This is a genomic window from Sediminibacterium sp. FW305-C-269 (assembly GCF_058231045.1).
In genome coordinates this window covers 635,776-648,423 of record NZ_JBIQXQ010000002.1, presented here as the reverse complement: position 1 = coordinate 648,423, position 12,648 = coordinate 635,776, and the positions used below count along the sequence as shown (strand labels likewise).

Annotated in this window: 10 protein-coding genes, 1 tRNA gene and 1 riboswitch; of the genes, 1 reads left to right on the top strand and 10 read right to left on the bottom strand. The window is 47.0% G+C overall.

Going from position 1 to position 12,648, the window contains the following annotated elements:
• Positions 1-7 precede the first annotated feature (7 nt).
• The 7 genes from porQ to ACH3Y6_RS08130 form a co-directional block, all read right to left on the bottom strand.
• Complete coding sequence (gene porQ, locus ACH3Y6_RS08160; protein ID WP_490835105.1) at positions 8-1,036, bottom strand: type IX secretion system protein PorQ; 1,029 nt, start codon at positions 1,034-1,036, stop codon at positions 8-10.
• Between the two features lie 160 nt (positions 1,037-1,196).
• Positions 1,197-3,605, bottom strand: a complete 2,409-nt coding sequence (lon, locus tag ACH3Y6_RS08155) for an endopeptidase La (RefSeq protein ID WP_490835104.1) — start codon at positions 3,603-3,605, stop codon at positions 1,197-1,199.
• A 193-nt stretch (positions 3,606-3,798) separates the two neighbouring features.
• Positions 3,799-4,056, bottom strand: a complete 258-nt coding sequence (locus tag ACH3Y6_RS08150) for a hypothetical protein (RefSeq protein WP_490835103.1) — start codon at positions 4,054-4,056, stop codon at positions 3,799-3,801.
• 7 nt (positions 4,057-4,063) lie between these two features.
• A complete protein-coding gene (der, locus tag ACH3Y6_RS08145; protein WP_490835102.1) occupies positions 4,064-5,377 on the bottom strand; it encodes a ribosome biogenesis GTPase Der in 1,314 nt (437 codons plus the stop codon).
• A gap of 68 nt (positions 5,378-5,445) precedes the next feature.
• Entirely contained in the window at positions 5,446-6,318 is an 873-nt protein-coding gene (era, locus tag ACH3Y6_RS08140) for a GTPase Era (protein WP_490835101.1), read from the bottom strand.
• 259 nt (positions 6,319-6,577) lie between these two features.
• A tRNA-Met gene (locus ACH3Y6_RS08135) sits at positions 6,578-6,649 on the bottom strand.
• A 54-nt stretch (positions 6,650-6,703) separates the two neighbouring features.
• Positions 6,704-7,435: a head GIN domain-containing protein gene (locus ACH3Y6_RS08130; RefSeq protein ID WP_490835100.1), complete on the bottom strand. Its 732-nt coding sequence runs from the start codon at positions 7,433-7,435 to the stop codon at positions 6,704-6,706.
• A gap of 82 nt (positions 7,436-7,517) precedes the next feature.
• Positions 7,518-7,632: riboswitch (TPP riboswitch) on the top strand.
• Between the two features lie 56 nt (positions 7,633-7,688).
• Between ACH3Y6_RS08130 and ACH3Y6_RS08125 the strand changes: the two genes are divergently transcribed.
• Positions 7,689-10,070: a TonB-dependent receptor gene (locus ACH3Y6_RS08125; RefSeq protein WP_490835099.1), complete on the top strand. Its 2,382-nt coding sequence runs from the start codon at positions 7,689-7,691 to the stop codon at positions 10,068-10,070.
• Between the two features lie 77 nt (positions 10,071-10,147).
• Here ACH3Y6_RS08125 and ACH3Y6_RS08120 read toward each other — a convergent pair whose 3' ends face one another.
• From ACH3Y6_RS08120 to ACH3Y6_RS08110, 3 genes are all read right to left on the bottom strand, one after another.
• A complete protein-coding gene (locus ACH3Y6_RS08120) occupies positions 10,148-10,456 on the bottom strand; it encodes a rhodanese-like domain-containing protein (RefSeq protein ID WP_490835098.1) in 309 nt (102 codons plus the stop codon).
• 32 nt (positions 10,457-10,488) lie between these two features.
• Positions 10,489-11,316, bottom strand: coding sequence for a PASTA domain-containing protein (locus tag ACH3Y6_RS08115; RefSeq protein WP_490835097.1), 828 nt, complete (start codon positions 11,314-11,316; stop codon positions 10,489-10,491).
• Between the two features lie 92 nt (positions 11,317-11,408).
• Positions 11,409-12,389, bottom strand: coding sequence for a D-alanine--D-alanine ligase (locus tag ACH3Y6_RS08110; protein ID WP_490835096.1), 981 nt, complete (start codon positions 12,387-12,389; stop codon positions 11,409-11,411).
• Between the last annotated feature and the right edge of the window lie 259 nt (positions 12,390-12,648).

Below are 12,648 nucleotides of genomic sequence, written 5' to 3'. Positions count from 1 at the left end.
GGCTGTGTTACATGTTGCGTCCGTTCCAGTTAAAATTGAGCGAGAACTGGTGAAAAAGGTGGCTTTGGTAAAAACCAGTAGCATAACGGATATGTATTTTCCGTAAAAAAAATCCGGTACCCATCGTAAAGCCATTCAGTCCGCTGTTTAGCTGATAAGCGTTCAGGTCCTGCCGGCGCTGGAAGTTGAAACCGGCATCCAGTTCCAGTTTCTCATGCAGGAACACCTGCGCGGAGAATACAAGATGCGCGAATATTTTCTGCAGTGTATTTTTTCCGGTATATCCGACCTCTCCTTCCGAAGCCCGGAAACTGGTATCGTTATAATAGCTATTCAGCTGCTGCAAATGATGCGCCGTTACCGAAAATTGAAAAGGTGCATGCTCCAGCCTTTTGGTAATACCCAGTTGCAGGTCGAAAGGCAGCTCCTCCCTGCGGTTACTGCCATCATAGGTTTTCAATTGGGATCCCATATTTTTGGCTACCAGGCTCACCTGTAACCCGTTCAGGGTATCGTAATAACTCAACCCAAAATCAAATGCAAGGCCGGAAGACCGGTACTGACCATAGTTGGAATTGAGGTATTTCATTGTAAGCCCATACCAGAAACGTTCCTTGTACTGCCGGCTGGCCATGACCTGTAGCACGTAATCCACCGGGCGGAAACTACCCATAACGATTCCTGAAGCATCGGTTTGTGCAAGGGTTCCATAATCAAAATAATTGGTCCCCACTGCAATATTGGTACGGGCTTCCGGCAGGTGCCAGGCACTGGTGAGACTGTAATTACGGATACCGGCCAGAAAAGAGTTGAACGATGCACCCGCCTGCTGGTGCATTTTATCGCGGAGCAAAGCAGGATTTTGGAAGGCCATACCCACGTCGTTGCCAATCGTTGAAATATTATACCCACCCAGAGCAGATACCAGGGCGTTATTGGGTTGTAATACAAAATTGAATACGGCATTACCTCCCAGCGTTTGCGCCGGCAGCCATCCTGCAACGACCATTGCCAATAAAAGAAGGTAAAAACGCATCAGCTGAATTGTGTGTAAATCTAAGCCAAGAAGCCTGTATCCTGCAGGCAAAAAAATCCCCCACATAGTGGGGGATTCTATCCTTATAACCGGCACCATGAAGGAGCGCCGGGTCTTTTAACAAATTTTCCGACATTGGGTTGTGTTGATCCAGGCAATTTTATACCAGGGCCAGGTCTATCACCTGCTGCATTGTTTTGACGTAATGGAACTGAACACCTTTGATGAAGCTGCTTTCGATCTCATTTACATCCTTCTCATTCTGCCAGCAAAGGATGATCTCCTTCAGACCTGCCCTTTTTGCGGCCAGGATCTTTTCCTTGATGCCCCCTACCGGTAATACCTGGCCGCGGAGGGTGATCTCACCCGTCATTGCCAGGAAGGGTTTTACCTTTCTGCCGGTAAAGGCAGATGTAAGGGAAGTCAACATGGTAATACCCGCACTCGGTCCATCTTTGGGTACGGCACCTTCCGGTACGTGAATATGGATATTCCGCTTGGAGAAGATCTCCGGATCAACACCCAGTTTTTTAGCATTGGCTTGCAAGTAACTCAGGGCCGTAGTGGCGCTCTCTTTCATCACATTACCCAGGTTACCGGTCAATTTCAGCTCACCTTTTCCTTCACCCAGGATGGTTTCAATAAAGAGAATATCGCCCCCTACATAGGTCCAGGCAAGCCCTACTGCCACACCCGGCATATTGGCTGTTTTGTAGATTTCGTTGCTGTAACGCGATTGCCCCAGAATCTTCTCTACGTCCTGGACGGTAACCGTAGACTTTACCTTATCCTTCATAGCCAGTTCCTTGGCCTGGTAGCGCATGATGCTGGCCAGTTGCCTGTCCAGTTCCCGCACGCCGCTTTCGCGGGTGTATTGTTCGATGATCTTTTCGAGTACTTTATCGCTGATCTTAAAATTCACTTTACCCAATCCATGTGCTTCTTTCTGTTTGGGTAGCAGGTGGCGTTTGGCAATTTCTACCTTCTCTTCCACCGCATAACCACTCAGGTCAATGATCTCGAGCCTGTCGCGCAAAGCGGGTTGTATGTTCTGTAGGTTATTGGCCGTAGCAATGAACAGTACTTTGCTCAGGTCGTATTCCAGCTCCAGGTAATTATCATAAAAGGTATGGTTCTGCTCCGGATCCAGTACTTCCAGCAAAGCTGAAGAAGGATCGCCGCGCATATCACTGCCGATCTTATCGATCTCGTCAAGAATCATTACGGGATTGGACGATTTGCATTTTCGGATATTCTGGATGATCCGGCCCGGCATAGCACCGATATAGGTTTTCCGGTGACCCCGGATCTCGCTTTCATCATGCAGTCCGCCCAGGCTCACCCGAACATACTTACGTCCGATCGCATGTGCAATGGATCGTCCCAATGAGGTTTTACCAATCCCGGGAGGGCCCAGGAAACAAAGGATCGGGCTGCGCATATCCCCTTTCAGTTTCAGCACCGCCAGGTATTCCAGGATACGGCTTTTAATCTTACTCATACCATAATGGTCGGTATCCAGCACTTTTTGGGCATTCTTCAGGTCGTAGTTATCGGCAGTATAATCTTCCCAGGGCAGATCCAGCATCAGGTCAAGATGATTGTACACCACAGAATAATCAGGTGTGGTGGGATGCATCCTTTCCAGTTTCTCGATACCGCTTTTGAACAGGTTCTTCGCAGCTTCGGGCCATTTTTTACCCTCAGCTTTTTTCTTCATTTCATTGATCTCGCGTTCATTGGTATCACCGCCCAGTTCATCCTTGATGCTTTTCAACTGTTGCTGCAGAAAGTAATCTCGCTGTTGCTTGTCGATCTCGGTGCGTGTTTTATTGGTCACTTTATCCTTCAGCTCTGCAAACTGCAGTTCCCGCTGCAGGATAAAGATCAGACGCTCAGCCCGCAGGTGTACATCATTGATCTCGAGCAGCGCCTGTTTTTCTGTAAGGTCACTGTTCAGGTTACTGCTCACAAAATTGATCAGGAAGGCCGGGTTCTCAATATTCTTCAGGATAATGGAAGCTTCGGTAGGCAGGTTGGGCGATAACTGTATGATCTGCGTTGCCAGGTCCTTGATACTGCTGATATAAGCATCAAAATCCTCGTTGGCAGGTACTTCATCATCTGCCAATGCCAGAACAGAAGCCTTGAAATAAGGATCCTCACTGGTCATTTCCAGCAGTTCAAACCTTTTTTTGCCCTGTATGATGATGGTGGTGCCGCCATCCGGCATTTTAATCAGTTTTACGATCCTTGCCACCGTACCGATACTACACAGATCCTTGGGCTCGGGTTCCTCCACATTGGCATCTTTCTGGGCTACCACTCCGATCAGTTTATCCAGCTTATAGGCATCGTTCACAGCTTTGATGCTCTTGTCGCGACCCACCGTAATGGGTAATACCACTCCGGGAAACAGCACAGTGTTGCGCAATGGCAGAATAGGCAAACTGTCAGGGATCACCAGGTTCTTATCCTGCTCAGTCTCATTTTCATGGATCGGTATGATCGGCATGAAATCAGTATCCTCATCTGAACGGAAAAACAATTTTTCTTTCATTTTACTCATGGTTCAAGGGTCAAAATGTCACTCAGCCATTACAGCCTGCAATAATATCTATTGGTGAAAATAAAGTCAATATTGATGCCATTAGCCCCAAACCGGTGATTTTGGCACATCCGGGCAAAAAAAATCCTCCCGGAAACCGGGAGGACCTTCTTGCAAGAAGTAATATTCAGTAACCAAATACTTGAATTACGTATTACTTTTTAGTAGTATCAGCTGCAGCTTTAGTGGTGTCAGCAGCTACGGCAGTAGTGTCCATAGCAGCTTTAGCAGCAGTATCAACAGTAGTAGCGGCGCTATCAGTTGCTGCAGCTTTGTTTTCACCAGAGTTACAAGCAGCCATGAAGCCGGCTACTGCTAAGATTGCGAATACTTTTTTCATTGTACTTGTGTTTTTTGAGTTTTTAATGGCGGCAAAGATAGAGAACGGCTCGAATTCTGCAAATTTTAACACATATTTTTTATTTTTTTCTGAAAAATATCCTGACTGGTACCCCCCGGAAGTTAAATTTCTGTCTCAGCTGGTTTTCCAGGTAGTTTTTATAAGGTGTTTTGATATCATCCGGATAATTCGTAAAAAAGGCGAAGGAGGGCACCACAGTAGGTAGTTGGGTAACATATTTAATTTTTATTGAATTTCCTCTCACTACAGGTGCATGGTAGGCTGCTACGGCTGCCAGCATGGCTTCGTTCAGTTTAGCGGTAGGTACTTTACGCCGGCGGTTCTCATATACTTCCAAAGCCATTTCAATGGCTTTAAAAATGCGGGTCTTTTCCTTCACAGAGATGAACAGGATAGGAACATCATTGAACGGAGCCAGTTTCTGTTTCAGTACTTTTTCATAATCACGGGCGGTATTGGTTTCCTTAGCCACCAGATCCCACTTATTTACCAGTACCACCACCCCTTTACCCTTGCGAACAGCCAGGCTGAAAATACTGATATCCTGGGCGGTAATCCCTTTATCTGCATCCAGTACCAGTAAACACACATCAGCCTCGTCGATGGCTTTGATGGCCCTGATGATGGAATAAAACTCAAGGTCTTCCTTTTCCTTATTCTTTTTGCGGATACCGGCCGTATCGATCAGCATAAACTCTTTCTGGAAGAGGTTATAATGGGTATGAATGCTGTCGCGGGTAGTGCCGGAAATATCGCTCACAATGGTACGTTCCTGGCCAATCAGTGCATTTAGCAGGGAAGATTTTCCCACGTTGGGTTGACCGATGATGGCGAATTTGGGCAAATCGCTTTCTTTTTTAGCCTCTTCCACATCTTCCGCGGTGATGGGTTCAGTGATAGCATCCAGCAATTCACCGGTGCCACTGCCCGAGATGCTGCTGATGAAGAAATTGTTTTCAAAGCCCAATGAATAGAATTCTGTGGCTTCCAGTTCACGGGTTCCGTTATCGACTTTGTTCACCACTACATATACCGGCTTTTTGGTACGGCGCAGCATATCGGCCATGGCATCATCCAGGTCGGTAATGCCGGTAGCCACATCTACCATAAAAATGATAGCATCCGCTTCTTCCAGGGCAATACGCACCTGTTTGCGGATCTCGGTCTCAAAAATATCATCGCTCGCAGGCACAAAACCTCCGGTATCCACCAGATTGAACACTTTCCCATTCCAATCGGCCAGTCCATACTGCCTGTCGCGCGTAACCCCGCTCACATCATCCACAATCGCTTTCCGGTTCTCCAGGAAACGATTGAACAAAGTACTCTTCCCCACATTGGGCCTTCCCACAATTGCTACTGTATAACTCATACTTATTGTATTAAAATCAAAAAATGTATACCCCCATTTGAAATCAATTAGTAATTAATAATTACTAATTATTTATATCCGTATTCCTTCAACTGTTGCTCATTGTCTCTCCATTTCGGCCTCACTTTCACGAACAGTTCCAGGAATACTTTGTGTTGTATGAATGCCTCTATATCCTTTCTGGCCATGGTTCCGATCTGTTTGATCATGCTGCCCCTGTCGCCAATGATGATGGCTTTCTGTGTCTCTCGGTTAACGATGATATCTGCCTGGATCTTTACCAGTGACTCTTTTTCCTTGAATTCATTGACCATAACGGCTGTATGATAAGGGATCTCATCACCAAACAGCTGGTAGATCTTTTCACGGATCAGCTCACCCACAAAGAATTTCATGGGCAGGTCGCTCAGGTCGTCTTCGCTGTAGAACGGCATGCCTTCGGGCAACAGCGCCAGTATGGTATCCAGCAGTTTGTGCAGGTGTATCTTCTGCAGAGCAGAGATCTTAACCAGCTGTTTGCAATAAGATTTACCGGCAAAAAAAGCTTCCGCCAGGGCAATCTTGCCATTGGCCGCTTCATCGATCTTATTCAGCACAACAATCGCAGGCACTTTCAAACGCAGCGATTGGAAAATGGCATCCACTTCTTCCAGGTTCTCATTGGCATCTACCAGCAACAGGGCCAGGTCCGCATCTTCCAGGGCACTTTTTACGGAATCCATCATCCGCTCGTGCAGCTTGTATTTGGGATCGATGATACCGGGCGTATCTGAGAAGATCACCTGGTATTCGCCGGGTTTGTTCAGGAACGCCTTGATACGATGGCGCGTGGTTTGCACCTTGGGCGATACGATGGCCATTTTTTCACCGATCAATGCATTGAGCAGTGTGCTTTTACCCGCATTGGGGCGACCAAATATGTTAACGAATCCTGCTTTCATATGGTATGCACGGGAAAATCCGGTTAGTCCGGGACCCGAAAATTTGTTGATGATAATACCCTGAGAAATGAACGAGACGGCAAATCAGACATTCATGACAACATGAACTTCCTGCCAGTATGGTACCGATGTTACGGTATCTGTCATTCAGTATCCAGAGTAGCCTCCAGCCGAATAAAAAGCCTTTCCTGGCTTTTCATGAACGGGTGTGAACCCGTTGTTAAAATCAAAGGCCTCATGATGAGGCCTTTGATTTTTGTTGCGAGGGAAGGGATCGAACCTCCGACCTTCGGGTTATGAGCCCGACGAGCTACCGCTGCTCTACCTCGCGATTTAGGAGTGCAAAGGTAGGGGTGCGAACAGTAGCTACCAAATAAATATTCAATTAATCATCTGTTCTTTTCTTGATGGCAGCTCCCCCACTGCTGCTGATATCCCTGATCAGGCCGGTTCCCTTATAAAAGATGGTACTGCCGCCACTGGCTACTGCATTGAGCTCCTTATTCACCGTAATGCGGATATTGGATGCACCACTGGCATCCACTTTACAGTTATCGGAAACCAGCTCATACGCTTTGATCGTACAGGCTCCCGAAGCTTCCACCACCAGATCGGCGGTTTTTCCGGAAACCCTGATATTGGAAGCGCCACTGGCACCCAGACGGAGTTTATCTACCGCCACTTCCCCGCTGAAATCGCTGGCTCCCGACATTTCCATTTTCAGTTCGGGCTGGCGTATGGGATCGGTCGCCTTTACATTACAGGCTCCCGAAGCTTCCAGTTTGCACAGTTGCTTATAGGTAACATACGCTTTCATCTTATTATTGCCCCAGACCTTCCAGTTCAGTCCCTTGGCATCAAAATAGATATGCAGGGTACCGGAACGGTTTTCGGTGCGGATACGCGACCGGACCTCATCACTGCTGGCACTTACGGCCACCGCTTCGGTATGGCCCTGGGATATATACAGATCGATGGCTCCGGATACCTCAATGGCGTTGAAACCACTGATATTACGCACTTCGGCATTGGCATCCACAACCAGGTTCTTTTCGTTTTGCGCCCAGGACTGAGACAGGCCGAGCAGCATGTATAAGACGATACAGATTCTCTTCATCGGGGTATTTTTTCTTTGTAACGATGTTGCTCCAATAAAGTTACAGTTGCAGAAGATTTCCCGAATCCTTATTTTTGTGCCGGATCATTCCTCGGGGTGCTGTCAGTTATGTGTGCACGCATAACATGCCGGCTGAGATAATACCCGTTGAACCTGAACAGGGTAATTCCTGCGAAGGGAAGGCGTACACTTCTTTCGTACCTCTCCGTTAGCTATTCCCTGTTCCCATTATTAACTTTTTAAAGCAAAAAACATGAAAAAGTTTTTGGGAACAATGATGTTGGCTTTTATCACCTTCATCAGTGTTGCACAAACCGGTAAACGCCTGGTACAGGGCACCGTAACAGAAAACAATGCGCAAACGCCCGTTGCCGGGGCAACTGTAAGACTGGGCAACCGGCAAACCCTGACCAACGAAAAAGGCCAGTTCGTTTTTGACCGGACCGAAACCGGCCAGTTTGAACTGACCGTTAACAGCCTTGGGTTTTCCGTCTACAGTGAGTTCATCAAAGTGGCTGCTGCCGACCTCAATCTTTCCATTCACCTCACCACTACCAGCCTGTACTTGCAGCCCCTGGAAGTAAAATCGTTAAGGGCTTCAGACAGGGCGCCGTTCGCGAAAGCCAACCTGAGTAAAGAACAGATCAGCCGCAATAACCTGGGACAGGATATCCCGTTCCTGTTAGATCAGACACCTTCTGTTGTGATCAATTCCGACGCGGGCAATGGTGTGGGTTATACCGGCATCCGCATCCGCGGAAGTGATGCTACCCGGGTGAATGTGACCCTGAACGGCATCCCGTACAATGACGCAGAAAGTATGGGCACTTATTTTGTAGACCTGCCCGATTTTGCCTCATCCGTAAATAGCATACAGATTCAGCGGGGAGTAGGTACTTCCTCTAACGGCGCCGGCGCTTTTGGCGGTACCATTAACCTGGCCACCAACGAATACAATGAAAAAGCCTATAGCGAACTGAACAACAGCTTTGGCTCATTCAACACCTGGAAAAATACCCTGAAAGCCGGAACCGGACTGATAGATGGACATTTTACAGTGGATGCACGCCTCAGCCGTATCAGCAGCGACGGTTATATCCAGCGCGCTACGAGCGACCTGAAGTCTTTTTATGTGAGTACCGCCTATCTCACCAAAAAATCATCCCTGCGTCTGAATATTTTTTCAGGTAAAGAAAAAACATACCAGGCCTGGTACGGTGTGGCTGAAAGCTTGCTGAATACCGACCGTACCAATAACCCCGCCGGTACCGAAAAACCAGGAACACCTTACAATAACCAGACCGACAATTACACACAAACCCATTATCAGCTGTTTTTTAATCATTCCATCAACAACAACTGGTCGTTTAATACCGCTGCTTTTTTGACAAGAGGTAAAGGATATTATGAAGAATACAAAGCAGACCAGGCTTTTGCCAATTACGGATTACCCAATGTAGTGACCGGTGGAACCACCATTACCCAGACGGACCTGGTGAGACAACGCTGGTTGGATAACTATTTCTACGGCCAGATCTTCTCACTGCAATACAAAAACAGCAAAGAAGAATTGACCATTGGCGGCGGATGGACCCAATACGATGGCAAACACTATGGTACCCTACCCTGGCTACAGACCGGAACCGTTTCAGCAGATTACCGTTATTACCAATACCCCGCCACCAAAAAGGATTTGAACATCTATACCAAATGGCAACATCAACTGAGTACACACTGGGTTAGTTTTGCCGACCTGCAATATCGTCATGTAACGCACGATATGCAAGGTTTCGAGGGCAATCCGACCCTGTTCGTGAACAGGAGTTTCAACTTCCTGAATCCCAAAGCCGGCATCACCTATACCAACAATGGCTGGCAGGCGTTTTTCAGTTATGCCCTGGCACATAAAGAACCGAACAGGGACGATTTTCAGGCAGGTGTAAAAAGCCAGCCAAAAGCCGAAACCCTGCATGACCTGGAACTGGGTATCGAAAAAAGGAACAGCCGTTTTCATGCTGGCGCCAACGTGTACTACATGTATTACTATAACCAGCTGGTACTGACCGGACAGATCAACGATGTGGGCTCTTATACCCGTATCAATATTCCGCATAGTTACCGTCTGGGAGTAGAATTACAGGCAGGTGCCGTGCTGGCGCCATGGATCAATGTAGCTGCCAACCTCACTATCAGTAAAAATAAGATCGCTTCTTTTGTGGAATACATAGATAACTGGGATACCGGCGATCAAAATGCGGTAGTACACCGCCACACCAATATCTCCTTCTCGCCTGCTGTGGTAGGTGGCGCCACCATTAACCTGATTCCCGTTCGTTCTTTCGAACTCAGTTTGATCAGCAAATATGTAGGCAAACAGTATATGGACAACAGCCAGGCAGAAAACCGTAAACTGAACGCCTATTTTGTACAGAATGTACGCGCTTCTTATACGATCAAAAAGCTGCTGTTCAAGGAATGGAACCTGATTGGGCAGGTGAATAACCTGTTCAACAAGAAGTATGAGCCCAACGGATATACATACAGTTATATCTATAACAACACCTTATCTACCGATAATGGCTATTACCCGATGGCCGGAACGAATTATATGTTAGGGGTGAATATCAAACTCTGAGAACAGATGAAGCATGAACAAGGAACAGATGAATGATGAAGTAATGTCATTCATCGTTCCTTGTTTTTTTGAAATAATTATTTGGTGATTCTTTCCTGCCAGGCCAGCATACCTCCGGTTACGTTCACGAGGTTTCTGAAACCCATGGTTTCAAGGATAAGACAGGCCTGGCCACTACGGTTACCGCTGCGGCAGTATACGTAAACGGTATCTTCTTTCAGGTCATCGATCTCGTCAACCTGCATGGTCTGAACTTTACCTAACGGTAACAATAAACCGCCGATATTAAATTCGGAATGCTCGTGTGGTTCACGAACGTCCACCAGGTGTAAGGATTCACCTGCATCAATTTTTGCTTTCAGCTCTTCAACGGTAATGGTTTGCATGTGTTGGGTATTAAAGGGTTCTATGATGATTGTTAATGAGCGACAGTAGCGGTATCTTTAGACGGCGCTGTGGTTCCGATATACAGGTCGATCACCTGCCCCTGACGCATCTTATTGGGTATCCGTAAACCATCGGTGCCAATCGAATCGGTAAGTACATCCGGCATCTGCCTTACCACAAAGGAACCGGCAGAATCCTTGATAGGCCCCATGGCTACAATGGAACCAATATTAATGCTGAGGGTAGATAGGTAATTACGGGCTTCTTCCAATGTCATTCCCACAATATTCGGAACATCCATTTCTCCGCCGCCCATGCCACTGCCCAGTACAAAACTGATGACAGAACCGATCGGTATACGGGTACCCGGTTTGATGGTGGCACCATTGAACAACTGTTCCAGTACGGCATTACGAGCAATATCGGGTTTGTAACTGATCTCTCCCATTTTCAGTCCCAGGCTCTGCAGGTACATTTCCGCACTTTTTACAGAGAACCCGGCCAGGTTCGGCATTTCCACCTGCGGCGGTATGGTCCGGTTAATGGTCAGGTAAATAGTGCGGCCATGTTTTACCGTTGCATCTGCTTCGGGTGACTGGCGTATGACCGCCTGTTTGGCCACTGTATCAATATAGACCGAATCCTGTATCACCACATCAAACCCACGGTCTTCCAGTATCTTTTGTGCAGCAAGGGCATTCTGACCGGTAACCGAAGGCACTTTCTCATTCCTGCCATAACCTGTCAGCCAGGAGAGCGACGCAAAAAACAACAATACCAGTATCACAATGATACCCAGTCCGGCCAGCATATTCACCCAAAGCGGCTTCGATGTGATGTATTTATGTATGATACCCATATTGGAATTGTGGATTGGGAGAACAGAAATTTTAAGAAAGATAAGGGAATTCCAAAATTTCCGTTCCGGTTAACCGTGACGAAATCTAAAAATTAACGAAATGCCTGTTCGATTACTGCGGAATAAAAATCTTTCAGCGACCAGCCCATGGCCCGCACCTGCTGAGGTATCACACTGGCTTCGCTCTGGCCGGGTACGGTATTTACTTCCAGCATGTAAGGTTGTGAAGTGGCGGTATGATAAATAAAATCGATCCGCACCACCCCACGGCAATTCAGTACTTCGTATACCCGTTTGGCAGCGGTTTCCAACTGGGCTTTCATCCCTTCATCAATGAGGGCCGGCGTGGTTTCCTTACTTTTTCCCTGGTATTTGGCCTCAAAATCAAAGAACTCATTATGGGTCTCGATCTCTGTGATGGGCAACACCATGATCTCTCCTTTGTTTTTGAAAACCCCGATGGTGAATTCGCGGCCGCTGATGAACTCTTCTACCAGTACCTGGTCATCTTCCTGAAAAGCCTTAGCTAAAGCAGGTGCCAGTTCCGTGGCTTCATTCACTTTGCTCATGCCGATACTGCTTCCCCCGTTATTGGGTTTTACAAATACAGGGAGTGTTAACTGTGACAGTATGTCTTCGGGAGCGATGGGTGTATGTTTGAACAGGTGTAAGGATTTTGCCACATGAATACCACCAAAAGCAGCCACAGCAACGGTGTACCGCTTATTGAAGGTCAGTGCAGATGTGGCAGCATCGCAACTGGTGTAAGGCAATTTGAGCATGTCGAAATACCCCTGCAACTTCCCATCCTCACCGGGCGTACCGTGAATACAGAGCAATACAGCATCAAAATGAATGGTGGAACCGTTATCGGTAACAGAAAAATCATCCCGGTTCACTTTGGAACGCTCGCCATTCACAGGCTCATACCACCAGCCTTCGGGATTGATATCGATTCGGTATACATCGAACTTCTCTCTATCTACATGATTACCTACCGTAACAGCACTCTTATAACTGATCTGTGCTTCTCCACTTAATCCGCCTGTCACCAGGGCGATCCTTTTTTTCATATCAGGTTTTTGTGAAACAAATATAGGACGGATGGGGCAATGAGAGAATGAGAGAATGAGTGGATGAGTGAATGATAGAATGGGAATTATGGGAAGGGGAAACAAAAAGGTGAAGAAACGGCCTGTCTCTTCACCTCACGTTGACGGGAAATATCACCCGCCGTTACTGGTTGTTACCGATTGAAGGCAACAATTATTAATACTGCGATTAACAACTCTAAGATACACCAGCCACAAGCTTTTTGCAAGTTTTTGGTGT

What these genes read in the sequence shown, in the direction of transcription:
- porQ (WP_490835105.1), bottom strand. Translation starts at nt 1,036, where the DNA reads ATGCGTTTTTACCTTCTTTTATTGGCAATGGTCGTTGCAGGATGGCTG.
- lon (WP_490835104.1), bottom strand. Translation starts at nt 3,605, where the DNA reads ATGAGTAAAATGAAAGAAAAATTGTTTTTCCGTTCAGATGAGGATACT.
- der (WP_490835102.1), bottom strand. Translation starts at nt 5,377, where the DNA reads ATGAGTTATACAGTAGCAATTGTGGGAAGGCCCAATGTGGGGAAGAGT.
- era (WP_490835101.1), bottom strand. Translation starts at nt 6,318, where the DNA reads ATGAAAGCAGGATTCGTTAACATATTTGGTCGCCCCAATGCGGGTAAA.
- ACH3Y6_RS08130 (WP_490835100.1), bottom strand. Translation starts at nt 7,435, where the DNA reads ATGAAGAGAATCTGTATCGTCTTATACATGCTGCTCGGCCTGTCTCAG.
- ACH3Y6_RS08125 (WP_490835099.1), top strand. Translation starts at nt 7,689, where the DNA reads ATGAAAAAGTTTTTGGGAACAATGATGTTGGCTTTTATCACCTTCATC.
- ACH3Y6_RS08120 (WP_490835098.1), bottom strand. Translation starts at nt 10,456, where the DNA reads ATGCAAACCATTACCGTTGAAGAGCTGAAAGCAAAAATTGATGCAGGT.
- ACH3Y6_RS08115 (WP_490835097.1), bottom strand. Translation starts at nt 11,316, where the DNA reads ATGGGTATCATACATAAATACATCACATCGAAGCCGCTTTGGGTGAAT.
- ACH3Y6_RS08110 (WP_490835096.1), bottom strand. Translation starts at nt 12,389, where the DNA reads ATGAAAAAAAGGATCGCCCTGGTGACAGGCGGATTAAGTGGAGAAGCA.